Raw genomic sequence first — 24197 nt, forward strand, 5'->3', positions numbered from 1 at the left:
ATATAGATCATGAATTCTTTTAATCCCAGATATCATAGACAAATCATCTTGCCCGAGATCGGCACCGCTGGTCAGGAAAAACTAGATACTGCAAAAGTATTAGTTATCGGGGCGGGTGGACTGGGGTGTCCTGTACTACAATATCTTACAGCAGCAGGAGTAGGCACAATTGGTATTGTTGATTTTGATACCGTAGATATCTCTAACTTACATCGCCAGATTCTATATGGCACCGATTCTTTGGGAACAAATAAGGCCGTAGCAGCAAAACAGCGCCTTACAGATCTTAATCCTACAGTAACTATTAATACATATACAGAAAAACTAACTCCAAAAAATGCCATATCTCTTTTTTCTGAATATGATATTATTGTTGATGGGACTGATAATTTCTCTACCCGATACCTAGTTAATGATGCTTGTATTATCACCGATAAACCGTTGGTATATGGAGCTATTTTTAAGTATGAAGGGCAAGTATCCGTATTTAATTATCAAAATGGTCCTTCTTATCGATGCTTATTCCCTGAACCTCCAAAAGCAGGAAGTGTTCCTTCTTGCTCAGAGATAGGAGTTCTGGGAGTATTACCAGGTATTATTGGTAGTATGCAAGCCAACGAGGTTCTTAAAATTATTTTAGACCTGGGTGATGTACTTAACGGAAAACTGTTAATGTACAATTGCTTAACTACACAATTCTCATCTTTTACTATTAATCGAGTTACAGCAGAAGTATTCAAAGTACTCGATTCTGCAAATCGATTTGAAACTAATGACTATGACCTTTTTTGTGGTGTGAAGCAAATTTCAGAAATCACTGCCCAAGAAGCTTTTTTAGTAAAAAACGCCCAATTTATAGATGTTCGTGAGACTCATGAGCAACCAAAAATTGAATATTTAAACCCTATTTATATCCCATTAGGTAGTCTTAAACAAAAATTAGATACTATTTCTAAGCAAAAAGAAACGATAGTTTTTTGTCAATCCGGTATTCGAAGTAAAAAAGCTTTAGATGTCTTACTTCAGAATGGATTCAGAAACATATCTCATATAAAAGGAGGGGCTATTGCTTTACATGAAATCATACCAGACCTCACAGGTCTCTAAGACCTGTGAGGTCTAAAGACATTTGGATTAAAAAGATCTAAAAAATAACTATGGAAAAAAAGAAACCAAAAAATGTATTTGTACAAGGTCCTATTTCGTCAGAATTTATAGGAACATCTATTGCAAAACATCAAACTAAAACCAGTATAGGAGCCCATAACATATTTCTGGGGCAGGTTCGTGCAGATGAAATTGATGGTAAGATCGTTACGGCTATTGACTATACTGCTTATGAAGAAATGGCAAATCAAAAGTTTTATGAAATACGAGAGGCCACTTTCGAAAAATTTGACCTTACTTGTATGCATATTTACCATAGCTTAGGGACAGTAAATGCCGGAGAGATTTGTCTTTTTGTGTTTGTGTCTTCCCCGAGAAGAAAAGTAGTTTTTAAAGCTCTAGAATACGTGGTTGAAGCTATTAAAGCAGATGTTCCTGTTTTTGGAAAAGAAATTTTTGAAGATCAAACACATCAATGGAAACAGAATAGTTAGTCCTGTTTTATGAATTCTAAAAAAACAAGAATCGAAAAAGAAATGACGAATGAAACAAAATAACTTATGGTTTGTCATTCCAGCGTAGGTTGGAATCCAAAATAAAACTGAATGTTAAAACCGCAAAGATTAATATTCTTTCGGTTCATACTAATTAAGAAGAATTGAATGGATTTAGTTTCTGATTGCCATGATTAGATCACGTTATGGATCCCAGCCTACGCTGGGATAACAAAGTAAGATAGAAAATAATATGTTTGCCATTCTGATGTATCCCAGATTGGCATTCCAATATAGTTAGTATAGAAATGCTAATTATAAAAATTGAAATATAAAACATGGTAGACATCACTCATAAAACATCTACATTAAGAATTGCAACAGCTCAAGCAATTGTAAAGGTTAGTAAACCCGAAACTATAGAGGCAATAGAACAAGGTACTGTTCCAAAGGGAGACGTATTTGCAATGAGTAAGGCAGCTGGATTACTTGGTGTAAAAAAAACTCCTGATTTACTTCCAGATTGTCATCCATTACCAATTGAATATACTGGAATTGAGTATACCATTGAAGGATTAGAAATCACAGTTTTGGTTACTATAAAAACGATTTATAAAACCGGTGTAGAGGTAGAAGCTATGCATGGAGCAAGTATTGTAGCTCTAAATATGTACGATATGCTAAAACCTATTGATAAAGGTGTCGAGATTCATCATATCAAATTGCTCAATAAAAAAGGAGGGAAATCTGATTATAAAGATAAATTTAGAAGAGATCTTAAAGCTGCTGTTATTGTTTGTTCTGATACTATTTCTGAAGGAAAGAAAGAGGACAAAGCTGGTAAAGCTATTATTGCAAAATTAGAGCAATGCGAAGTTGATATTTTAGATTATGTAATCATTCCCGATGAGGCCGAAATCATACAGGAAAATGCAAAACAGTATCAACAGCAAGGAGCAGATCTCATTATTTATACCGGGGGTACCGGCCTCTCTAAACGAGATGTTACTCCGGATGCATTAAAACCACTTTTAGATCGAACCATTCCTGGTATCGAAGAGGCCGTACGCAAATATGGGCAAGATCGTATGCCCTACTCTATGTTATCTAGAAGTGTAGCAGGAACGATTAAAAACACCCTGGTATTAGCATTACCAGGCTCTACTAATGGAGCAAAAGAGTCTATGGACGCTATTTTTCCTGAAGTATTACATGTGTTTAGAATTTTAAAAGGAGCGAGACATGACTAAGTCAAACATACTTACCGATACCTTTGGCAGAAAACACAATTACCTACGTATTTCGCTCACAGAGCGATGTAATCTTCGATGTACATACTGTATGCCAGCAGATGGCATTCAATTATCCCCTAAAGATCACCTTATGACCTATGAGGAAATTTATACCATCGCCAAAGAATTTGTAAGTATGGGTGTTACCAAAATTCGGTTAACAGGAGGAGAACCTTTGATACGCAAAGATGCTGCTCTTATTATGGAAAAACTCTCCTCGCTTCCTGTTCAATTAACATTAACTACTAATGGCGTGATTGTAGATAAATTTATAGATCACTTCAAAAAATGTGGTATTAAAACTCTTAATGTTAGCCTGGATTCTCTCGATACTCAAAAAAATAAAGAAATTACCCGTAGATCATATTTCGAAAAAGTGTATCAGAATATCATTTTATTAGTTAAAGAAGGTTTTCTGGTAAAAGTGAATTGTGTCTTGATGAAAGGTTTTAATGATGATGAAGTTATTGATTTTATTAATTTGAGTAAAAACCTACCTGTACATGTTCGATTTATCGAGTTTATGCCTTTTGATGGAAATCAATGGAATATGGAGAGACTGGTTTCCTTACAAGAGATTCTCTCTAAAGTACATTCTAATTTCGAAAAGAATGATATTGTAAAACTCCAAGACGCCCCTAATGACACCACAAAAAGTTATCAAATAAAAGGATATCAAGGCACTTTTGCTATCATAAGTTCTGTGACCAATCCATTTTGTGATGGTTGCAACAGAATTCGTCTAACTGCAAACGGGCAGATAAAAAACTGTTTATTCTCTTCAAAAGAATCAGATCTTTTGACCAAACTAAGAGCAGGAGAATCAATAATCCCTATCATTCAAAACGCAGTACAAACCAAATTTAAAGTACGCAATGGGATGGATACATTGGAGAAATTTAACCAATCAGATATGCATTCTAATAATCGTAGCATGATTGCCATTGGAGGGTAGTATTTATCTAACCATACAAACAGAGTTTATGTTTCCATGAAAATCATATTCTTTTACAGGATTGTCGGGGTCAATAATCCATTTTCCATCTACTATAAACTTGTATTGATGCTTACCTCCCGAAAGCATTAAGGTATCTATCCATCCTTTTTTGGTTCGGGTCATTCTATACTTCTTTTTTGACCAATCATTAAATGATCCAGATATGATTACTTGTTTGGCGTTTAAAAACCCATTAAGAGTAAATTTTACAGGAACTTTAATATTAATTACCGAATTAAACCCATTAAATTCGTTCCTTTTCTTTTTGGGGTTATTGGGATCAACAATCCATTTTCCGTCAACTATAAATTTATATTGATACTCCCCTGGTTTTATTTTTAATGTTAACTCCCAACAATCTTCGGTTTTTGTCATCGTAAACAGATCTTCATTCCATTTATTAAAACTCCCACTCAAGACTATCTTTTTTGCATTTTCATATCCATTAAGTGTAAAGGTTACATTACCTTCTTTATTAGGATAAGCTGTATACATTTTTAGATTATAAGAAGGTAAAACATATCCATTTTTTCTTACTCTAACTATATTACCATCTTTTCTCGAAGGTTCTGCCCAATATGCATTATTAATTACAAATTTAAATTCCCATGAGAATTCATCAGTAAAATCACTTATTTTTTTCTTGAGTTCGTATCGATTCTCATCAATTTGAATCATACTCCATTTCCTTTTTGACCAATTATTAAACTCACCAGATACTACAACATTTTTTATATCAAGATCATCAAAATCAAGTATACTTCCATATTCGTCTGTAGTTACTTTTTTATAATCTCTTTTGTCAAAAGAAAATATTAATGTATCTCCTTCTATTCTATATCCTTTAAAAGGTTCGGTTTGGGCATAGGAGCTCTCTCCTGCAATAGCAAGAATTAAAAAAACAATATATAGTATACTTTTTTTCAATTTCTTATAATCGGGTACTTCACAAAGTACAGTTTTTCTTTTTGATAATTAATTATAGTTCTTTTTTGTCGAAAAAACTCATATCCCAAAACTCCGTCGAGATCAGTTCCAAAAGCTTCGTTCATCTTATTTAAATTAGTTAAAATTGTATTCATAGGACCAAAATAAATAGTTTCACTTAGTTTTACCCGAAACAATTTTCCTGCCATAACCTCTATGCTATGATTACCTGCGCCGGTTAATAGTAATCTCTTTTTAGGATAAAAATATTTAAGTACTTTACTTCCTATCTTTTTATTTATCTGGTTAAACTCTGCAGCACTATCTAATCCAAATCGAACCTTGATTTCATCAATAAACCCATCTAGTAGAATAGTATGTTTTTTTAATCTAAAACCTATACTATCTATAATTTTCTCTGCATATACATTTTTATCAAATCTAGATCCATACCTATCTACTTTGGTTAATGTAATTTGATTAAGGTACATATCAATAAACACTTCATAATCTTTTAAAATACTATATCCAATTATGCCTAATAAATTTATTTTTTTGGTTTTCTCTATATGAGCCAAATCAACTATATCAGAAACCCTATTCTTTAAACTTAAGTTTTGTAGTATAAATTCTTTAACATTCTGTTCGAATGTATCATCTATAACTGCAATCACCCCAGAAGTTTGTTTTCTTTTACTAAAATACTGATCTCGATCAGAAAAATGTACTTTATTTAAGATCAATGCTTCAGATCCCGTATCGATAATAAAATTACCTTTCTTGTTTTGTATTTCTGCTTCGACTACTATTAGGTGATCAACAAGCTTAAAAGGAATCCTTGCTGTATATTCGTTTAAAATTTCAGCTTTAGAAAAAATGATGTTATCATCTTCAGAGAAAAACTCGGGCTTATTATCGTATGCAAAAATTACAATAACATTAATAAAATATAATAGTATGCCGACTAGGGTTCTCTTCATAAAAAATAAGACCCTAAATTCAAATACTTGTTACACTTTTTGAAGCTTCAACACTAATTTTATTTCAATATTTAAGAAGGCTTCCTTATAGATATTCATGACGGATATCATAGTTGTTTTATGCTATCTACTTTATTTTTAGAACTATAAATCTTTTACACATGAAAAATATCCTTCTCCCTACCGACTTTTCAGACAATGCTAGAAATGCAATACATTATGCTTTAGAGTTTTTTAAAAATGAACTTTGCACTTTTCACCTCTTTAATGTACAGAAAGCATCTAAGTATACTACAGATGATCTTATGGCTGCTCCAGCTAATACCACAATACACCAATCGGTAATTAGCGATGCTAAAAAGAAACTTAGTCAAATAGTCGAAGAATTAACCGACCAATATCCAGACGAAAACTATACATTTAATACCATTACTGATTATGATGTCTTTATAGATGCCATACGACAAGTGGTTAAATCTAAGAATATCGATATAATCATTATGGGAACAAATGGTGCTACAGGAGCATCAGAGGTTGTGTTTGGGAGTAATACACTTAATGTTATTCGCAAAATAGACTGCCCTATAATTGCCATTCCTCAAGGACATAAATTTAAAGATCCAAAAACCATTTTATATGCGATAGACTACTGGGATCATTTTAATACAGAAGGTATCGAACCTTTAATGGATACTATCATAAAACATAAATCTTCTTTACGGGTTCTTAAAATTAAAGAAGATGATACTGTAACTGTAGCCGATTTTGATGACAAAAAACACATGAAAGAGTTTTTTAAAGAAATAAATCATACATTTCACTCTATTATTAATGTACCAACTGCTTTAGCTATTAATAGTTTTGTGCAAATCATGGGTATTGATATGACGGCTATGTTTATCAAAAGAGAAACATTTTTAGATCGATTTTTTAAGGGGTCAGAAACGTCTAAAATAAGTTATGGAACACGAGTACCTCTCTTAATTATGCATAGTTGATATGTTTATAAAACTCATACAATAAAATGTTATTATATATTGCTACTACGCTTTATATCCTGTTAGGAATTTTTATTGTTATACGACTCCTTTTAAATGGAATGCGGCCTACAAAAACATTGGCCTGGCTTCTTACTATTTTTACGATTCCTGTTGGTGGGATCTTTTTGTACTTAATGCTTGGTAGAAATCGTAGAAAAAATAAATTATTCCGATTAAAACATACATCAAAAGTAACTTCATACATCGCAAAAGCATTGGATCAATATTCTTCAATAACAGAAGAAGAATATGCAGAACACCACAAAATCATTTCTCTAATTACCAAAAACTCTTACTTTGCTCCCTGCACAGGAAATGACGTGAAATTGCTTAAAAATGGCGAAGCTACTTTTCAAGCTATATTTGACGCTTTAGAAAGTGCAGAGCATTTTATTCATTTAGAATATTACATTTTTGAAGAAGGTAAACTAACATCTGATCTTTTCGAGCTTTTTCAGAAAAAAGTAAAAAACGGAGTAAAAGTACGTGTATTATATGATGGTATAGGTAGTATGTCTTTGAGTAAAAAGTATATCAAAAAACTACAAAACATCGGGGTCGAAATCCATAAATTCTTGCCTATAAAATTTGGTAAATTTTTATCATCGATAAACTATAGAAACCATCGTAAGATCATAGTAATAGACGGTAAGATTGCATTTACAGGAGGTATCAATGTATCTGATAAATACGTAAAAGGTGATGCTAACTTAGGGGTTTGGCATGATATGCATTTACAACTCAACGGACCCGTTGTTCATAGTCTTCAGGCTATTTTTGCAATGGATTGGTATATGATAAGTGCTAATGATGAAGTTCTGGACACTTCATATTTTCATACATATAAAAAGACAGAAGGTTCTACAGCTCAAATCGTACATAGTGGCCCGGATTCTGATTTTTCGGCAACCCAACAGATGTATTTTTCTATAATTAATGAAGCCAAAGACTATATCTATATTACAAACCCCTATATTATCCCCGGAGAATCCATTCTGGATGCACTAAAAGTAGCTTCAATGAGCGGAATTGATGTAAGGGTACTGCTTTCAGAAAAATCGGATAATGTTATAGTCAAATGGTGTATTCGTTCCTATTTTGAAGATCTGCTACAGGCGGGAGTAAAAATATACCTATTCTCAGAAGGCTTTTTACATAGTAAAACCATTGTCGCCGACAGTACCATATCATCTGTAGGAACAACTAATTTGGATGTTAGAAGTTTTGAACAAAACTATGAGGTAAATGCAGTAATCTACGACGATAATTTTGCTATAGAATTAAGAGATGATTTTTTGAGAGATATTAAAAATAGTAAGCAATTAGATTTTAACACTTTTATACAACGCCCCTGGAGTGAAAAATTAAAAGAAGGTTTTGCCAAAATCTTTAGTCCGGTTTTGTAAATTTATTGATGAAAATGAAAGCATTTAAAAACATAGGGATAGTACTCTCTGGTGGAGGATTTAAAGGTGTTGCTCACATAGGAGTTATACATGCCCTTGAAGAAGCCGGAATGACTGTCGATTTTGTTTCGGGTGCCAGTGCAGGAGCTATTGTAGGATCATTATATGCTGGTGGTTATGCTCCAGAGGAAATAAAAAACTTCTTTACCAAAACCCCTTTATTCAAATTAAATCGGTTCTCTCGAAAAAAAGCTGGTTTTTTAGATTCTGAAAAATTTTATAACGACCTACTTACTTATTTTCCCGAAAACTCCTTTGAATCCCTACATAAAAAATTATTCGTTACAGCTACTAATCTTATTGAGGGAACGACAAAAGTATTTAACACAGGAGAGTTGATAAAACCTTTGTTGGCATCTGCTGCATTTCCTGGTGTTTTTACTCCGGTAACCATTAATAATGAATTATATGCCGATGGTGGAATCTTGGATAATTTCCCGGTATCATCGCTCAAAAAACATTGTGACCTGATTATTGGTGTAGATGTATCCCCGATCAGAAAACCAAAAATTTCTGATTTTAAGCATTCATACAACGTTATGCAACGCGCCTATTACCTTAGAGCTATGCCAAATGCCGAAGTTAAGTTTAACCTATGCGATATTATAATTCAACCTAAGAAATTGGTTAATCACGGTATTTTTAGCAGTAGTAGCTTGGATAAAATATATGATCTTGGATATCAGGAAGCAAAATTACAATTAGGATTATTCCTAAAAAATCTAGGAGGATGATTAAAGAAATAAAAAATAAATACGGTCACCTTTTTGAAGACGAATTGCTCGAAGAAATTAATCAGGTAGGAACTTTTAAAGAAATCCCCGAAGGTTTTGAGCTCATCAAACCCGGAAGCTATATTAAGTCTATGCCTTTGATCATTAGTGGTGCTATAAAAGTGCTTAGAGAAGATAATGATGGCGACGAATTATTATTATATTTTTTAGAACAAGGAGATACCTGTGCAATGACATTATCTTGCTGCCTGGGACATCATAAAAGTGAAATTAAAGCCATTGCCGAGACAGATACCAAATTAGTAATGATTCCTATCGAAAAAATGGAGGAATGGACAACAAAATACAAATCCTGGAGAACCTTTGTTTTTAGTAGTTATCATAAACGATTAGTAGAAACCATTGAAACCATAGACAGTATTGCTTTTCTAAATATGGATGATCGTTTATTAAAATACCTTAAGGACAAAACCAAAATCAGTCATGCTAAAATTATCAATACTACACATCAGCAAATTGCATATGATCTTCATACGTCTAGAGTAGTAATTTCCCGGTTGCTTAAAAAACTTGAGAAAAAAAGTATTGTTAAACTTAACAGAAACAATATCGAAGTATTAGAAATGTAAGCTGTTGGTATTCTTAGTAAAGAATCCCTTTTAAACAAGCTTTGTAACAATTGTTACTGTATTGCAATAATAATTGCATTATTTTTGAAAAATAAATAATAAATGCATAGCTTCTCTTCCTAAAATCAAGAAAAGCTTAAAAAATAGAATACATGAAGATAGAACAAATATATACAGGATGTCTCGCTCAGGGAGCTTATTATATAGAAAGTAACGGTGAAGTAGCAATTATAGATCCTCTACGAGAAATTAAACCTTATATAGAAAAAGCGGATGAAGATAATGCAAAAATCAAGTATATTTTTGAAACTCATTTTCATGCAGATTTTGTAAGTGGTCATGTAACACTGGCCAAAGAAACTGGTGCTGATATTATATTCGGGCCTAGTGCTAACCCTTCTTTTGAAGCAACAATTGCTAAAGATGGGCAAGAATTTCGACTAGGAGAAATTACCATAATTGCACTACATACTCCAGGGCATACTATGGAGAGTACGACTTATCTTCTTAAAGATGCTACAGGTAAAGATCATGCAATTTTTAGTGGAGACACCTTATTTCTTGGTGATGTTGGTCGCCCCGATCTCGCTCAAAAAGCAGCACATATGACTCAGGAAGAGTTGGCAGCAACACTTTATGACAGTTTACGCACCAAAATTATGCCTCTGGCAGATGATGTTATCGTATATCCTGCACACGGTGCTGGTTCTGCCTGTGGTAAAAACATGATGAAAGAGACAGTAGATACTTTGGGGAATCAAAAGAAAATGAATTATGCGCTTAGAGCAGATATGACTAAGGAAGAATTCGTAAAAGAAGTAACCGATGGGTTACTGCCTCCTCCTTTATATTTTCCACTTAATGTAAAAATGAATAAAGAAGGTTATACTGATATAGAAGAAGTAATTCAAAAAGGGACAAGACCGTTTTCTCCAAATGATTTTGAAGCTCTCGCCAATGAAACCGGAGCTATAGTTCTAGATGTAAGGCATCAGACCGAATATGTAAAAGGGCATATCCCCCGATCAATATTTATTGGTATTGATGGTGGGTTTGCACCTTGGGTTGGAGCCTTAATTGCAGATGTACAACAACCTATTTTATTAGTAACACCAGAAGGAAGAGTAGAAGAAACAATTACTCGGTTATCACGAGTAGGGTTTGATAATACCTTGGGATATCTCGAAGGTGGTTTCGAAGCCTGGAAAAAAGCAAGTAAAGACTATGATACCTTAACTTCAATCTCTGCATTAGAATTTAAAAATGCTTTAGAAGAAGAAGGTACTCCTGTTTTTGATGTACGTAAAGAAAGTGAATTTACTGCAGAACATATTGATGATGCACATAATACACCATTGGACTTTATTAATGATTATTTAGCTGAATTTCCTACCGATAAAACTTTCTATGTACATTGTGCAGGAGGATATCGCTCTGTAATTGCAGCGTCTATACTAAAAAGTCGTGGTATTCATAACCTTATAGATATTGCCGGAGGTTTTAAAGACATAAAAGAAGTAGGCATTAAAACTACAGATTATGTGTGCCCCTCTACCATAAAGTAAAATATAACTGTTTTGTAACCAAGGTTACAGACAACTCGTTTTCAATTTAATTACTTTGCCAAAAAATTAATATAAATGAATTGGATTTACAATCCCTGGCCGTGGTATGTATCGGGACCACTAATCGCATTAGTATTATTTTTATTACTAATGGTTGGAAAAAGATTTGGTATGTCATCTAATCTAAGAACGATATGCACTATCTGTGGAGCAGGAAAAACATCAGATTTTTTTAGATTCGACTGGAAGGCTCAACAATGGAACCTGATTGTGGTATTAGGTGTAATTATAGGAGGATTCATTGCCAATACTTTTTTATCGGTAGATAATTCTGTATCTATTGATCCAAAAGTAGTTTCGGACCTTCAATCCAAGGGGTTTAATAGTGCCGGAATGGAATACATGCCCGATATGTTATTTTCTAATGAAGCTTTAACAGATCCTAAAACACTCTTTTTACTCATAATCGGTGGACTATTTGTAGGTTTTGGAGCCAGATATGCTGGCGGGTGTACTTCGGGACATGCTATCTCTGGATTAAGCAATTTGCAACTACCTTCTCTTATTGCTGTGATTGGATTTTTTATTGGAGGACTAACTATGATACATTTTATTTTTCCTTTAATTTTTTAAACATATGCGTTCAATTATATATTTAGGTATTGGTATTTTCTTCGGAATTGTTTTATTCAAATCAGAAGCAGCATCGTGGTTTAGAATCTATGAAATGTTTCAGTTTGGATCTTTTCATATGTACGGAATCATTGGTTCTGCGGTAGGATTAGGTATTATCATTACTCAAACTATAAAAAGATTTAGAATAAAGTCGTTTTATGGTGATCCTATAACTTTTGCTCCTAAAGACAGAAGTTTCAAAAGATATATATATGGTGGTATCTTCTTTGGATTAGGATGGGCTCTGGCAGGGGCATGCCCTGGACCTATGTTTGCTCTTTTGGGAGCTGGCTATTTACCAATTCTAATCGTACTTATCTCTTCTATACTGGGTACTTTACTATACGGAGTAGTTAAAAACAAACTACCCCACTAACTCCAGGGTTAATTCGTTTTTACCAGGCTCATTTTGTTGCCAGCAATTAATATTATAAATAGTTGTTTCTGCAATAGTAGTAAGTGCTTCTTTGGTAGCAAATGCCTGATGAGGTGTAAGAATTACATTAGGTAAATCAAGAAGTTGTTGTAGTGTTTTATCCTTAGGTTTGTTTTCAGAATGATCATAAAAAAAGATTCCGCTTTCATGTTCATACACATCTGCGCCATATCCAGCTATACTTTTTGATGTTAACGCTTGCAATACATCTTGTGTATGCACTAATGCACCCCTTGCAATATTGATAAGTATCGCTTCTTTTTTCATTTGCTGAATTCGATCAATATCTATAAGGTGATGCGTCTGAGAATTGAGTGGCGTACATAAAAAGATAATATCGGATTGCTTACATAAATTGTCAAGAGTCGCATATGATACTTGATACTTTTCTTCTAATTTTTTATCTTCATATATATCATGGCCTATGATCTCACAATTAAACCCGTACATGATTCTGGCAATTGTTTTTCCTATTCTACCGGTTCCAATAATACCAACAGTTTTTTTATTGATATCAAAACCTACAAGGTGACTCAACGAAAAATTATATGTGCTTACTTGATGATTAGAAGATATGAGTTTACGGCTAAGTGCTAACAATAATGCTATTGCATGTTCTGCTATGGTTTGCGGAGAATATCCAGCTGCATTAGCCACTTTGATCCCTAACTTTTTAGCTGTATTAATATTGACATTATCATATCCTGTAGAACGAAGTGCTATATATTTAACTCCAAACTCTTTTAATCTTTCTAAAACCATAGAAGATCCATCATCTGCAGAGAAAATAGATATGGCATCAAAACCTAATGCCAGCCCAGCAGTTTTTGAAGTTAGTCGTTCTGGCACATATTTAATTTGATGCTTTTCATTATTTGCCTTTTCCAGAAAGGGAATTTCAAAGTCCTTGGCGCTATATATCAATATCTTCATTAGTAAGTTCTTCTATAATTAATAATTGTTGTCCCTTTAGTGCCCAAACCAGTACTTTAACATAGTCGGTTACTGCTTTTTTAATATTTTCGGGCTCTGTGATATCTATTGATCCTTTCCAAATTAATTCTCTTTCTTTATCTGGGCAAATGCAATAAAGTGAAGATTCTGCATGAAAAATTTGATATTCTTCATAATAATCTTCATCATAATATATATCTTGATTTTCGTAATAGTCATCTCTAAAACTGTCAAATGTTTTATCTAGATTTCTATATGCTTTTACAACAGTTACTTTATCTTCGACTCCTAATACTTTAGAAAGTAAAATTGCATCAAAGCCGTTTTCTATAAGCTGAGACTCAAGAGCCATCATTTCTTTTTCGGTTTTTGGAGAAGTTGTAAAAGAACTCTCAAAATAATCCAAACTCCTAACAGCATTAACACCACTTTTCTTCAGTTCTGTTGCTAATTTCTTTTCGAATACTTTTCGGGCGCTTTCATCTGGAGTGATTCCGATAACCAGGACTTTTTGAGCTTCAAATGTATCAATATCAGGGCTTTTCCAGTTTTCGACTAATTCACTAGATGAACAACTGTACAGTAATCCACTAATAATTAAAAGATATATATATAATTTGTTCATATTTTCTTGGTATAGGTTATTAAAATTTATGTAAGGTTTTCGGTTTTATAATTTTATCTAATCGTTCTACTACTATGCTGGTATATTCTGGTGCTTTTTCGATAATAGATTCGCCAGATATCACATCAACATCTTCTAAGGCTATATTACTACTTCCTACAGTTGATAGAATAATGAGCTTATCTAATTGACTTGGGTGATTTTTGATAAATTTTTTTACGTTTCTCGGTGGGCTCCCATACTCCCATGAATTAATAATAACCAAAGCATCCCACTTATCGATATCTACAGTAAACATCGTATACACATCTATTATCTTAAAATAAACTACATCATTTTGATAATGCCTAATGATACCCTGAACCAAAGAATCTTTAAATCTGCTTCCTTGTGAAGCTATTAAGACTTTAGTTTCCAGATTAGCATCATTAACTTCAAAAGGGATTACGGTATCCATAGAATAAGTATACTCATACCACACCCAAAACCCAGCAAAGAGTATCAAAACAGAAAATACTATAATCTTCAGTATACGTTTCATCTACTTATAATTGATTGTTTTTTTTGATTCTTATTATATCACCTTAATTCAATAGACGTTTTTGTTTGCCTTCTTTCATTATGGTTTTTATCAAATCAAAAACCTTTCTTTTTGTTTCTTTATAATTGTTTAGGTATTTACTTACTGCCATTGTTAATTCCCAATGATCTTCTTTGTATTGTTTTTCCTCTACAGGTTGATCAACTCCGTCTAACAATATGGTAAGTTCATTATGGTGATTAATTATTTTTTTTAGTAATGGGTCGAGACCTTTCCTGCTAAGAGATAGTTCTTGTAATATCTTCCTACTTTTCTCAAAAATCTTTTTTGAAATTAGTTGTATTGTATGATTTTCTATAAGTTCATCTAAAAAGTGTTGTTCATCTTTGACAAATTTAAGTTCTGATACCCAGTTTAGAGAAATTTCATGTAATTCTTCTGGGCTTCGCCATTCTACATATTTTACATTTGGTTGCTTTGCTTTCATGATTTCTATTTTAAGGTGATCATTTTAGATAAAAAGACAGAGAATAATGTCCCAAATCTATTCTCTGTCTTTCTTGTATAGATTAATCTATTTCAATTATCTTTTTAGGTTGCTCTTTTGCTTCTTCCTTTTTTAGAAGATTGAGAGTAAGCACTCCATTTTTGTAGATAGCTTTAACCTTTTCATTCTGGTTTACGCTTGTGGGTAACTGTAATTTTCTATCGAACTCGTTATAACTAAATTCTCTACGTGTATACTCTTTTTCCTCTTCTATTTCTTCTTTACTTTTTTGAGCACAAATGTGTAACACATCGTCTTCCATAGTCACTTCAATATCTTTCTTTGAAAAACCAGGAACTGCGAGTTCAATTTCAAAATTATCTTTGTTTTCTTTGACATTCATTGCAGGAAGATTTCTGTCTTTTACAAAAAAATCGTCTGCAAAAAAATCATCTGTATCTAACCATGTAGAAACACGGTCATTGATCCAGGGAAATCTGTTTTTGTTAAATTTAATTAATGACATAACGTTAAGGTTTATTAGAGTTATTATTACATTAAAATTAAACTGATAACGGGCATTTTAAAATGACAATTATCAGTTTATTAGCATTTTAACCTGTATTTAACGTTACTTCTTGTTCTTTTTTAAAACTCCGCCTGCATACAGAAAAACTTCAGATTTTAACCTGCTGAAATTTTTATAGAAGTCATCAAAAGTGCGCCTTACCAGAATATGATTTTTATAGTAAAAATTGTCACAAGAAATAGTATCGCATTCTAGCATACCTCCCAATTCGCTTTCATGTGTTCTGATACCTTGACTTATCTCTTGTATTTCTTTCTCTATATCTACGATTTGCCGTTTAAACTCTTGTAATCGTTCAAAAAGATTCGGAGTAGTGGGTTCAAAAACATAAGAATTTAATAATTGATTGATAAAATGTATTTCACCTTCGATAAATCGAAGACTTGATTTCCATTTTAGGATATCAAAATGGATCTCTTTTAATTCTTTATCAGAGGTATTATCTGTTGCTGCCATCATTTTTTCTAGGTTTTAAATAAAAGCTTTAATGGGGGTACAAATCTTTTTTGAAATATGATCTTATCAAAGCTTTGGTTTGATTATCGGTCATACTATCTGCTTTGAGCACATCTTTTACCTTTTCACCAATATCTTTATAGTTGGTTATTAATTCTTTATTGAATTTTTCTCCTGTCTCTGCAGGCCCATAAATCACAATCCTATCTGCATCTTTTATAAGAGGGACAATCTTCTTAAAATAGGCTTTAAATTGGTGTTTCTCTCGTTCGAGATATTTACTATCCTGAACTACATCCTGTGGCCCGCCTTTAAGTCGTGTTCCCGAACCACCATGAATACGAAAGTTTTCAATTTCTGATAGTATGGTTGTCATATCCTCACTATCTTCTTTAACAGAAATGACATGAGCCTTTTCTTTATCTATCCAAATTCCTATATGTTTCATCTGTTTATTTTTTATGGTTAAAGAGTATTCACAGCAGTTACGAAATGTAAACTGCCTGATTATAGTATATCTACTTAATTTGCTAAATCATGCAAGGCTAGTACAGGTACTTGCGAATGCTGTCCCAAATTTTTCACCATTGGTCTTGAAAATATACTTCCAAAAAAACTGTGTTTTCTATTGATAAAAGTAATCATATCACTCTCCCGGCTTTCTACAAAACTGCTAAGGCCTCCTTTTACATCTATATTATGCAGTGTATGAAAAGTATATTTTATACCATCTAGGTATTCTACGAGCAATCTCTTGTTGTTTTCTTGTTCTTCATCTAGATCATCATCATTAGTAACATGAAGAATTCTTATTTCAGCATTTGTGATTCGTGCTATTTCAATTAGATATTGAAGTTCTCTGCGCTTAATCTGAGTTCTATAATCTGTTGGAAATACAATTTCTTTTGGCTCCTTATAATTGGTGTTTTCTGGTATTGCCATAACGGGGCAATTTCTTACTTTTTCCATCACCAAAACTGTATTACTACCGTAAATCAGATCTCCAGCATTAGTCGTCCCTTTGGTTCCCATAACGATCATTTCGATATCCTTTTTCTCTACAGTATCTTTGATCGCACTCAATACATTATTGAATTGAGATATCATAAAAAACTTATGATTAGGATTATCATCTCTAAAACTCAACCTTTCTTCAATTTTACTTAAGCCCTTTTCTGATTTCTCTTTGGCCTCTTCATAAAATCGTTCTCCTGGTTCGGGAATCATCATACTTTCTAACGCATAACCAGTTGCATTAAACACATTAAGTACATAAAAATCACATGTTTCGTTTTTATATAGCTCTATAGCATATAGTATAGCATTCCACGCGTTTTTTGAAAAATCCGTGGGTAACAAAATCTTTTTTTTCATCACTTAGGTCTTTAGGATTAGTCTTATAAATGTATGGGTATAACCTTGTAAAAACTATGATAATTATCAGCTTAACTCAGGAATAACTAAGAAAGGAATAGTTGTATGAAATCCTATTTTTTTTATAACGGGTTCGTGTGTGATATTTTCTATAAGACTATGTTTATATTTTGACATGCATAGCATATCAACATTCATCTCATCAATAAATTCATTAATAAGTTTTGCCTTTTGAGTAAATCGAGGAATCCAATGAATACAATAATTATAGTCTTTAAAATTTTCTTTAAGATTCTTAAGATTATGTTCTTGTATTTCGTCTAATTTTTCTTTTTCATGAATATGCATTATTCTAATATTTGAAGAAAATACCGTAACAATATCTAGAAGAGGTTTTAGAGACTCTATGTTATAGAGGCATTTAAAATCTGTGGCAAAAGCAATCTCTGTAGGTTTTTTAAAATCAAATTCATCTGGCACCACCAGTATCGTGCAATCCTTAATATTATTAATGACTTTAACCGTATTACTTCCTATAAGAACTTCTTTAGCACCACTGGCTCCCTTAGTTCCCATAACAACAAGATCGATATTTTTACTTTTTATGGTTTTGTTAATGGTATCGGTAAGTTTTTTGGAAACAGAAATGGTTTCAAACGTATGCTTAAAATCTTCTGTATCCCTAACTATAGAATGAAGTGTTTCGGTAAGCTTTTCTTGAGACTCATTACTTAATTCCTGATATAACAAATCTCCTTTGGTAGTATTAATTCTACTCGTTAAAACCGGAGTATCTACATCAAAAGTATTTAAAATATAGAATTGACATTCCTGACCTTGAAATAATCGGGTGGCATAAAAAAGTGCACCATAGGCATTATTAGAAAAATCTGTGGGAACAAGTATCCTTTTCATTTCTTTTCAGTTTTACAAATTATATCATAAAACTAGCTTTATAATAGCAAGAATACTATGACAAATCTCATGTCTGTACAAACTCTTAAATCGCAGTATCAGCCGGGATCACTAAAAAAGGAATTATAGTATTAAATGTCATTTTTTTGATGATCGGTTCTTTTATTATTCTTTCTACAAAACTATGCTCATAATTAATCATTACCAGAATATCGATTTCTAGTTCTTCAATAAATTCCTGAATAGCATGTTCTACAGTTGAAAAATCAGGCATGACATGAAAATCATATTTTACACGTTTAAAATAATGTTCTAATGAACTAGAATTATAATGTTGAGAAGGATCTAATTCGGGTTTATCATATATATGAATCATCCTAACAGTTGCATTCTGACTTTTGGCAAATTCTAGTATTGGAGCGATCTCTGCCTTATGATACATTCGCTCAAAATCTGTTGCAAAAGCTATTGCCGAAATTTCTTTAAAATATGAATCATCAGGAATGATAAGGATAGGACAATGTAATACATTCTTAACTACTTTCTGCGTGGTACTCCCCAAAAAAAGATTTTTACTCCCGGTTGTTCCTTTGGTACCAATAATGATCATTCCAAAAGTGCTATCTTCTAAAAGCTTGTTCATGTTTTGAACCAAAGATCCTTTCTTACTTATGGTTTTAAAAGTATGATGCAACCCCGGTTTAGAGTTATGGATATCTTCTAAAGTCATTTTCAGTCCTTGCTCAGATTCCATCTTAATCGCTTCATAAAGATGACCAATACGCTGAGAACTCACGACACTTATAAGTTGTATTGGTTCTAGATCATACGTGTTTAACAAATAAAACTCACAAGGAACATTTCTATATAATTCTATAGCATACAATATAGTATTCCAAGCATTATCAGAAAAATCTGTTGGGATTAGAATTTGTTTCATTTGTCTATATTTATCAGACCGGCAAGGTCTAGAGTTAATATCACGCTATCCTTTCTATAGAAGGGATTACCAAAAAAGGAATATTGGTATGATAGGCTACTTGATTAATTACTGGTTTGAATAAAAGATTTTCAAAGAAAGAGTGTTTATTGTGAATCATGATCAATAAATCGATCTTGTACTTTTTCTGAAAATCTTCTACAGCTTCTAGTACATCCACTCCTTCTGCAATGTGAAAAATATGAGTGTTATTTTTAAAATACTTATCCAATTCTTCCTTAACCTTATGTTGTTCAAGCCCTAAAGCAACTCCATAATAAGCATTTAAAATATTAAGTCTACAAATATATTTATCACAAATTTCTTTTACTAAAGGTAAATATTTATTATCAATACTAAGATTATAATCTGTTGGGAACAAAACATCTTTTGGTTTTTCAAATTCAAAACCGGAAGGAACTGCAATAACAGGACAATTCACTTTTTTTATCGTATACATAGTATGTGTCCCAATAAAAACTTCTTTGGCACCAGTAGCTCCTTTGGTACCCATTATTATGAGATCAATATTGTATTTTTCGACAACCGACTTGATTTCTCCTATCAGAGTATTAAAAACCGATAATCTAACAAAACTGTGTTTCGGGTTATTAAATTCTTCTTTGATTTTTTCTTCTGTTCGTTCGATATCACGTTTAGAATTTATCATTGCAATATCTTCCATGCCATACGGTGCAGGGTTCTCGATAAGATACCCTGTGTGATAAGATACTGGCGTAAATGTATTGAGTAAATAAAAAGTAGTTTCTTCCTCTCTAAACAAATTTAAAGCATATCTAATCGCATTAAATGCATTATCAGAGAAATCGGTAGGTAATAAAATTCGTTTCATCTCTATATAATTTTAATATCGTTGTAAGTTTTGCATCACTAAAAAAGGAATCCTAATATGTAGTCCTATTTTATCAATTGTAGATCGATCTAAAAGATTTTCTAAATAAGAGCGCCTTGAGTTTACCATTACCAAAAAGTCTATTTCATTACGTTCTATAAACTGATTTATAGCATGGGTAAGATCCTCTGCTATCTCTTGATGAAATATTAATTCTGCATTAGGTAATGATTCTTTTAAGAAATGCTTATTATCTTCTTGTCTGATAGAAAGTTTGTCAAAGTTCGAGATATATAAAAAATTAATAATAGATCTGAAGCTTTTAGTTAATGTACTAAACAATTTTAGTTCTCTTCGCTTAAATGGCAATTGATAATTTGTAGGAAATAGAATATTTTTTGGCGAATTGTAACTACAATCACTTGGGATTGCCAATACAGGACATTTTACATATTTAAGAACCTGTAAGGTATTGCTCCCAAAGGTAAGCTTTCGATCATTAGTTTCCCCTCTTGTTCCCATAATCAGAATATCCATATTTTCTTTATCTACCAGATCATTAGCCTCATCGGTTAGACTCCCAAACATGGGTAGTAATTTATACTCATGTCTAGGATTAGGTGAAATATTCTTTATTTCTGAAAGCACTTTCTCTAGTGCCATGTTAGAGCTTTTGTATACTTTTTCTTTTAGTTCATCAAAAATTTCGCGAGAAACTACGGTGTTATGATCGTATACCTCATCGGCATAAGCATGTAGAATAAAGAAATCACACCGCTCATATTTAAAAAGTTCAACAGCATATCGTAAAGCATTCATGGCATTTTCTGAAAAATCTGTAGGAATCAATATTTTTCTCATCGTTTGCTTTTTTTGATATGTTATACTCAAAACTAGGTAATTGCAGATGCAAAAACTATGATTTTTGTCAGTTGAAGAATCATGACATTTGTCATATTATATAAATGCATACTTTTTCATATTTGTAGCAAACAAATTCTATGTCAGAGCATACTTGTTTTCACTGTGGAGATGATTGTAGTAAGACGGTAATCAAATTTGATCAAAAAACATTCTGCTGTAATGGGTGCAAAACTGTATTTGAAATTTTTTCGACTCATGATTTATCCTGTTATTATGACTTACAGTCTGCTCCTGGCGCCATTCCTGAAGAAATTAAAGGAAAATACGATTATCTCGACACTCCTTCTATTGCTGAAAAACTAATAGAATTTAATGATGGTAATACTCAAATCATCACACTATATATTCCGCACATGCATTGTAGTTCCTGCATTTGGATATTAGAAAATCTACATAAGCTTCAACCAGCGATTACAGCATCTCAGGTTAATTTCCCTAAAAAAACAGTTCGTATTACCTTTAATAGTGATCGTGTTTCCCTCAAGGCATTGGTCATTTTACTTAATTCTATAGGCTATGAACCCTATATTAGCCTGGATGACTACTCTACAGGAGAGACACAAATAAATCGAAGTTTGATTTATAAACTTGGTATTGCTGGTTTTGCTTTCGGAAATGTAATGTTTTTATCGTTTCCAGAATATTTTGAAGTGTCAGAATACTGGTTAGAACAATACAAACACGTTTTTCGTTGGTTAATGTTTACTTTTTCATTGCCCGTTGTATTTTATGCTGCACAAGATTACTTTATTTCTGCCTATAAAGGATTACGGTCTAAAATATTAAATATTGATATTCCCATCGCTTTGGGGATTCTGGTTCTTTTTTTAAGAAGTACTACAGAAATAATTTTTGATTGGGGTACTGGTTTCTTTGACAGCCTCACCGGACTGTTATTTTTTCTGTTGCTAGGAAAATTTTTCCAGCAAAAAACCTATTCCTTTTTATCTTTCGAAAGAGATTATAAATCTTATTTCCCAATTGCGGTAACAAGAATTGCTTTTACACTACACAAAAAAGAAAGAAAAGAAGAAAATATACAAGTTTACGATATTAAAAAAGGTGATCGACTATTAATCAGAAATGGCGAATTAATCCCTGTAGATGCAATTCTTATCGAAGGTGATGCTCAAATTGATTACAGTTTTGTAACTGGCGAAAGTGAATCGGTTACCAAACAATCGGGCGATACTCTTTTTGCCGGAGGCAGACAACTTTATGGAGCCATAGAAATCGAAGTTTTAAAATCTGTAGAACAAAGCTATCTTACCCAATTATGGAGTAATGATGTATTTAATAAAGATAAAACAGCTTCATTTACCAATCTTACCGATGCAATAAGTAAATATTTCACGATTACAATCCTATGTATTGCCGTACTCGCTACTTCTTTTTGGTTATTTGTTGATCCCTCAAAAGCAGCACAGGTATTCACAGCTGTACTTATTATCGCTTGTCCATGTGCATTAGCATTAGCAAGACCGTTTGCCTTGGGTAATATCCTTCGCATCTTCGGAAAAAACAAATTCTATCTTAAAAATGCAGATGTTATAGAACGATTAGCCAGGGTAGATACCATGATTTTTGACAAAACCGGTACCATAACTACTACAATTACAAGCGAAGTGACTTATGAAGGAATGAAACTAACACCCGAAGAAGAATCCTTGCTTAAAAACACCTTACGAGCATCAAATCACCCTCTTAGCAGAACACTTTATAATATATTAGCAGAACACGATATTCTAACCTTAGATGAATATCATGAACATATCGGAAAAGGAATTGAAGGTAAACTTGAAGAAGACACTATCAAAATAGGGTCTGCAAATTTTGTAGGACAGGATATTAATTCTGAAATCACAAACACTACGGTTCATATTAGTACTAATGAACAATATAAAGGCCATTACGTTTTTCACAATCAATATAGAAAGGGAGTTAAAAAAGTATTTGATCAATTATCTAAAGATTACAAACTCGCTATTTTATCAGGAGACAATGAAGGAGAAAAAGAGTATTTAAAAAAACTACTCCCTAAAAACACTTCTTTACTTTTTGATCAAAAACCAGACGATAAGCTAAACTATATCAAATCATTACAACAACATAATCAAAACGTCATCATGGTTGGAGATGGATTAAATGATGCCGGAGCTTTAGCCCAAAGTGATGTAGGTATTGCTGTTTCAGAAAATGTAAATGTATTTTCTCCTGCGTGTGATGCCATTCTTGATGCTTCAAAATTTGATACTATATCCGTTTATCTTAACCTATCAAAAAAAGCGATTGCGATTATTAAATCAAGTTTCGTTCTATCATTTTTATATAATATTATAGGTCTATACTTTGCTGTTACCGGTCAACTCTCTCCCGTTATAGCAGCAATACTAATGCCATTAAGTTCTATCTCTATTGTTGCATATGTTACCTTGCTTACAAACTGGTCCGGAAGAAAATTAATATCAAAATAATGATGAATACTTCTGATGACCATAATCCAATTCAACATTTTCAGCAATGGTTTTATGAGGTAGATAAAGCTCATCCCGAGGATGAAGCTAATGCAATGTTACTCTCCACCATCGGGGTAGATGGTTTTCCCAAAAGTAGAATTGTATTATTAAAACGCTTCACCTGGGAGGGTTTTATCTTTTTTACTAACTATAACAGTGAGAAAGGAAAGGCCATAGCGCAAAACAATAAAGTTTCTATCGCCTTTAATTGGACAGCAGCAAAAAAGAAAGTCTTAATTGAAGGAGAAACAGAAAAAATTGCCAGCAACTTATCAGAAGGATATTTCGAATCACGACCAGAAGGTAGTAAATTAGGAGCCTGGGCTTCTGATCAAAGTAAAGTAGTTTCTTCGCGCAAAATACTTGAAGACCAACTAAAACACTACGAAACCAAATTCAAGAATCAAATTATTCCAAGACCAAAACATTGGGGAGGATACTTAATTAGACCCAATAGGTTTGAATTTACAGAATATAATCAGATAGAAAGGTTTATCCATACCACAACATATAAACTTCTACCAGATTATAAGTGGTTTAAGGATATAGGATACACTCATAAATAGATATTAGTAGTCGTTCATTATAATCATATTAGAAATATAAACTTCTGAGTGTTTCACTTTAATTTCCGAAAAATTG

General features: G+C 32.6%; 27 protein-coding genes. 13 read left to right on the plus strand and 14 right to left on the minus strand.

All coding sequences use genetic code 11. The features are described 5' to 3' along the window. Window positions 1-9 precede the first annotated feature (9 nt). From moeB to moaA, 4 genes are all read left to right on the plus strand, one after another. Window positions 10-1107 (plus strand): HesA/MoeB/ThiF family protein, encoded by a 1098-nt coding sequence (gene moeB / locus NNL09_RS05200; protein ID WP_196909349.1) that lies wholly within the window; start codon window positions 10-12, stop codon window positions 1105-1107. Window positions 1108-1157: 50 nt separating this feature from the next. After that, window positions 1158-1601, plus strand: a complete 444-nt coding sequence (locus tag NNL09_RS05205) for a molybdenum cofactor biosynthesis protein MoaE (RefSeq protein ID WP_025664321.1) — start codon at window positions 1158-1160, stop codon at window positions 1599-1601. A 338-nt stretch (window positions 1602-1939) separates the two neighbouring features. Then, entirely contained in the window at window positions 1940-2851 is a 912-nt protein-coding gene (gene moaCB / locus NNL09_RS05210; RefSeq protein WP_196909350.1) for a bifunctional molybdenum cofactor biosynthesis protein MoaC/MoaB, read from the plus strand. Then, window positions 2844-3848 (plus strand): GTP 3',8-cyclase MoaA, encoded by a 1005-nt coding sequence (moaA, locus tag NNL09_RS05215; protein WP_025664323.1) that lies wholly within the window; start codon window positions 2844-2846, stop codon window positions 3846-3848. The genes moaCB and moaA overlap by 8 nt, the downstream gene beginning before the upstream one ends. 3 nt (window positions 3849-3851) lie before the next feature. Here the strand turns inward: moaA and NNL09_RS05220 are convergent, their stop codons facing one another. Both NNL09_RS05220 and NNL09_RS05225 read right to left on the minus strand, forming a co-directional pair. Then, window positions 3852-4817, minus strand: a complete 966-nt coding sequence (locus NNL09_RS05220) for a glycogen-binding domain-containing protein (RefSeq protein ID WP_196909351.1) — start codon at window positions 4815-4817, stop codon at window positions 3852-3854. After that, a complete protein-coding gene (locus NNL09_RS05225; RefSeq protein WP_196909352.1) occupies window positions 4814-5797 on the minus strand; it encodes a hypothetical protein in 984 nt (327 codons plus the stop codon). The genes NNL09_RS05220 and NNL09_RS05225 overlap by 4 nt, the downstream gene beginning before the upstream one ends. Window positions 5798-5958: 161 nt before the next feature. On the opposite strand from NNL09_RS05225, the gene NNL09_RS05230 reads away from it, so the two are divergent. The 7 genes from NNL09_RS05230 to NNL09_RS05260 all read left to right on the plus strand — a co-directional run bounded on the left by NNL09_RS05230 (window position 5959) and on the right by NNL09_RS05260 (window position 12282). Beyond that, a complete protein-coding gene (locus NNL09_RS05230) occupies window positions 5959-6795 on the plus strand; it encodes a universal stress protein (protein ID WP_025664327.1) in 837 nt (278 codons plus the stop codon). A gap of 26 nt (window positions 6796-6821) precedes the next feature. Continuing rightward, entirely contained in the window at window positions 6822-8243 is a 1422-nt protein-coding gene (gene cls, locus NNL09_RS05235; RefSeq protein ID WP_196909353.1) for a cardiolipin synthase, read from the plus strand. Between the two features lie 14 nt (window positions 8244-8257). After that, complete coding sequence (locus NNL09_RS05240) at window positions 8258-9037, plus strand: patatin-like phospholipase family protein (protein WP_196909354.1); 780 nt, start codon at window positions 8258-8260, stop codon at window positions 9035-9037. Next, window positions 9034-9666: a Crp/Fnr family transcriptional regulator gene (locus tag NNL09_RS05245; protein ID WP_196909355.1), complete on the plus strand. Its 633-nt coding sequence runs from the start codon at window positions 9034-9036 to the stop codon at window positions 9664-9666. The genes NNL09_RS05240 and NNL09_RS05245 overlap by 4 nt, the downstream gene beginning before the upstream one ends. A gap of 152 nt (window positions 9667-9818) precedes the next feature. Beyond that, window positions 9819-11231, plus strand: coding sequence for a rhodanese-like domain-containing protein (locus NNL09_RS05250; RefSeq protein WP_196909356.1), 1413 nt, complete (start codon window positions 9819-9821; stop codon window positions 11229-11231). A 75-nt stretch (window positions 11232-11306) separates the two neighbouring features. Beyond that, window positions 11307-11864 (plus strand): YeeE/YedE family protein, encoded by a 558-nt coding sequence (locus NNL09_RS05255; protein ID WP_196909357.1) that lies wholly within the window; start codon window positions 11307-11309, stop codon window positions 11862-11864. 4 nt (window positions 11865-11868) lie between these two features. Next, window positions 11869-12282, plus strand: coding sequence for a DUF6691 family protein (locus tag NNL09_RS05260; RefSeq protein ID WP_196909358.1), 414 nt, complete (start codon window positions 11869-11871; stop codon window positions 12280-12282). Here NNL09_RS05260 and NNL09_RS05265 read toward each other — a convergent pair. From NNL09_RS05265 to NNL09_RS05320, 12 genes are all read right to left on the minus strand, one after another. Next, window positions 12271-13275, minus strand: a complete 1005-nt coding sequence (locus tag NNL09_RS05265; protein WP_196909359.1) for a 2-hydroxyacid dehydrogenase — start codon at window positions 13273-13275, stop codon at window positions 12271-12273. The genes NNL09_RS05260 and NNL09_RS05265 overlap by 12 nt on opposite strands. Beyond that, window positions 13256-13921 (minus strand): hypothetical protein, encoded by a 666-nt coding sequence (locus NNL09_RS05270; RefSeq protein WP_025664336.1) that lies wholly within the window; start codon window positions 13919-13921, stop codon window positions 13256-13258. Before NNL09_RS05270 ends, NNL09_RS05265 begins: the two co-directional genes overlap by 20 nt. A gap of 19 nt (window positions 13922-13940) precedes the next feature. Further along, window positions 13941-14462: a hypothetical protein gene (locus NNL09_RS05275; protein ID WP_196909360.1), complete on the minus strand. Its 522-nt coding sequence runs from the start codon at window positions 14460-14462 to the stop codon at window positions 13941-13943. A gap of 43 nt (window positions 14463-14505) precedes the next feature. After that, window positions 14506-14949: a hypothetical protein gene (locus NNL09_RS05280; RefSeq protein ID WP_025664339.1), complete on the minus strand. Its 444-nt coding sequence runs from the start codon at window positions 14947-14949 to the stop codon at window positions 14506-14508. Between the two features lie 82 nt (window positions 14950-15031). Beyond that, window positions 15032-15475 carry an Hsp20/alpha crystallin family protein gene (locus NNL09_RS05285; RefSeq protein WP_196909361.1) on the minus strand — a complete coding sequence of 148 codons (444 nt, stop codon included), beginning with the start codon at window positions 15473-15475 and terminating at the stop codon, window positions 15032-15034. A gap of 105 nt (window positions 15476-15580) precedes the next feature. Next, window positions 15581-15997: a hypothetical protein gene (locus NNL09_RS05290; RefSeq protein ID WP_196909362.1), complete on the minus strand. Its 417-nt coding sequence runs from the start codon at window positions 15995-15997 to the stop codon at window positions 15581-15583. A 25-nt stretch (window positions 15998-16022) separates the two neighbouring features. Beyond that, window positions 16023-16442 (minus strand): hypothetical protein, encoded by a 420-nt coding sequence (locus NNL09_RS05295; protein ID WP_025664342.1) that lies wholly within the window; start codon window positions 16440-16442, stop codon window positions 16023-16025. Between the two features lie 74 nt (window positions 16443-16516). Beyond that, entirely contained in the window at window positions 16517-17368 is an 852-nt protein-coding gene (locus NNL09_RS05300; RefSeq protein WP_025664343.1) for a universal stress protein, read from the minus strand. A gap of 66 nt (window positions 17369-17434) precedes the next feature. Beyond that, window positions 17435-18283, minus strand: a complete 849-nt coding sequence (locus NNL09_RS05305) for a universal stress protein (RefSeq protein ID WP_196909363.1) — start codon at window positions 18281-18283, stop codon at window positions 17435-17437. A gap of 85 nt (window positions 18284-18368) precedes the next feature. After that, the gene (locus NNL09_RS05310) at window positions 18369-19223 is read right to left on the minus strand and encodes a universal stress protein (RefSeq protein ID WP_196909364.1); all 855 of its coding nucleotides are present in this window, start codon (window positions 19221-19223) and stop codon (window positions 18369-18371) included. Between the two features lie 40 nt (window positions 19224-19263). Further along, a complete protein-coding gene (locus tag NNL09_RS05315; protein WP_196909365.1) occupies window positions 19264-20115 on the minus strand; it encodes a universal stress protein in 852 nt (283 codons plus the stop codon). Window positions 20116-20127: 12 nt separating this feature from the next. Continuing rightward, on the minus strand, window positions 20128-20976 hold the full coding sequence (locus tag NNL09_RS05320; protein ID WP_196909366.1) for a universal stress protein: 849 nt from the start codon (window positions 20974-20976) through the stop codon (window positions 20128-20130). A gap of 140 nt (window positions 20977-21116) precedes the next feature. On the opposite strand from NNL09_RS05320, the gene NNL09_RS05325 reads away from it, so the two are divergent. Beyond that, window positions 21117-23513 carry a heavy metal translocating P-type ATPase metal-binding domain-containing protein gene (locus NNL09_RS05325; protein ID WP_196909367.1) on the plus strand — a complete coding sequence of 799 codons (2397 nt, stop codon included), beginning with the start codon at window positions 21117-21119 and terminating at the stop codon, window positions 23511-23513. Beyond that, window positions 23513-24121 carry a pyridoxamine 5'-phosphate oxidase gene (pdxH, locus tag NNL09_RS05330; RefSeq protein ID WP_196909368.1) on the plus strand — a complete coding sequence of 203 codons (609 nt, stop codon included), beginning with the start codon at window positions 23513-23515 and terminating at the stop codon, window positions 24119-24121. Before NNL09_RS05325 ends, pdxH begins: the two co-directional genes overlap by 1 nt. Window positions 24122-24197: the final 76 nt, after the last annotated feature.

This window comes from Aquimarina sp. EL_43, assembly GCF_943422735.1.
Taxonomy (GTDB): domain Bacteria; phylum Bacteroidota; class Bacteroidia; order Flavobacteriales; family Flavobacteriaceae; genus Aquimarina; species Aquimarina megaterium.

Coding starts and splice junctions, on each gene's coding strand:
- NNL09_RS05270 (WP_025664336.1), bottom strand. CDS start 13,921: ATGAACAAATTATATATATATCTTTTAATTATTAGTGGATTACTGTAC.
- NNL09_RS05300 (WP_025664343.1), bottom strand. CDS start 17,368: ATGAAAAAAAAGATTTTGTTACCCACGGATTTTTCAAAAAACGCGTGG.
- NNL09_RS05230 (WP_025664327.1), top strand. CDS start 5,959: ATGAAAAATATCCTTCTCCCTACCGACTTTTCAGACAATGCTAGAAAT.
- NNL09_RS05250 (WP_196909356.1), top strand. CDS start 9,819: ATGAAGATAGAACAAATATATACAGGATGTCTCGCTCAGGGAGCTTAT.
- NNL09_RS05290 (WP_196909362.1), bottom strand. CDS start 15,997: ATGATGGCAGCAACAGATAATACCTCTGATAAAGAATTAAAAGAGATC.
- NNL09_RS05295 (WP_025664342.1), bottom strand. CDS start 16,442: ATGAAACATATAGGAATTTGGATAGATAAAGAAAAGGCTCATGTCATT.
- NNL09_RS05280 (WP_025664339.1), bottom strand. CDS start 14,949: ATGAAAGCAAAGCAACCAAATGTAAAATATGTAGAATGGCGAAGCCCA.
- moaA (WP_025664323.1), top strand. CDS start 2,844: ATGACTAAGTCAAACATACTTACCGATACCTTTGGCAGAAAACACAAT.
- NNL09_RS05225 (WP_196909352.1), bottom strand. CDS start 5,797: ATGAAGAGAACCCTAGTCGGCATACTATTATATTTTATTAATGTTATT.
- NNL09_RS05240 (WP_196909354.1), top strand. CDS start 8,258: ATGAAAGCATTTAAAAACATAGGGATAGTACTCTCTGGTGGAGGATTT.
- pdxH (WP_196909368.1), top strand. CDS start 23,513: ATGATGAATACTTCTGATGACCATAATCCAATTCAACATTTTCAGCAA.
- NNL09_RS05245 (WP_196909355.1), top strand. CDS start 9,034: ATGATTAAAGAAATAAAAAATAAATACGGTCACCTTTTTGAAGACGAA.
- moeB (WP_196909349.1), top strand. CDS start 10: ATGAATTCTTTTAATCCCAGATATCATAGACAAATCATCTTGCCCGAG.
- moaCB (WP_196909350.1), top strand. CDS start 1,940: ATGGTAGACATCACTCATAAAACATCTACATTAAGAATTGCAACAGCT.
- NNL09_RS05285 (WP_196909361.1), bottom strand. CDS start 15,475: ATGTCATTAATTAAATTTAACAAAAACAGATTTCCCTGGATCAATGAC.
- NNL09_RS05265 (WP_196909359.1), bottom strand. CDS start 13,275: ATGAAGATATTGATATATAGCGCCAAGGACTTTGAAATTCCCTTTCTG.
- NNL09_RS05205 (WP_025664321.1), top strand. CDS start 1,158: ATGGAAAAAAAGAAACCAAAAAATGTATTTGTACAAGGTCCTATTTCG.
- NNL09_RS05310 (WP_196909364.1), bottom strand. CDS start 19,223: ATGAAACAAATTCTAATCCCAACAGATTTTTCTGATAATGCTTGGAAT.
- NNL09_RS05255 (WP_196909357.1), top strand. CDS start 11,307: ATGAATTGGATTTACAATCCCTGGCCGTGGTATGTATCGGGACCACTA.
- NNL09_RS05325 (WP_196909367.1), top strand. CDS start 21,117: ATGTCAGAGCATACTTGTTTTCACTGTGGAGATGATTGTAGTAAGACG.
- NNL09_RS05305 (WP_196909363.1), bottom strand. CDS start 18,283: ATGAAAAGGATACTTGTTCCCACAGATTTTTCTAATAATGCCTATGGT.
- cls (WP_196909353.1), top strand. CDS start 6,822: ATGTTATTATATATTGCTACTACGCTTTATATCCTGTTAGGAATTTTT.
- NNL09_RS05320 (WP_196909366.1), bottom strand. CDS start 20,976: ATGAGAAAAATATTGATTCCTACAGATTTTTCAGAAAATGCCATGAAT.
- NNL09_RS05260 (WP_196909358.1), top strand. CDS start 11,869: ATGCGTTCAATTATATATTTAGGTATTGGTATTTTCTTCGGAATTGTT.
- NNL09_RS05275 (WP_196909360.1), bottom strand. CDS start 14,462: ATGAAACGTATACTGAAGATTATAGTATTTTCTGTTTTGATACTCTTT.
- NNL09_RS05315 (WP_196909365.1), bottom strand. CDS start 20,115: ATGAAACGAATTTTATTACCTACCGATTTCTCTGATAATGCATTTAAT.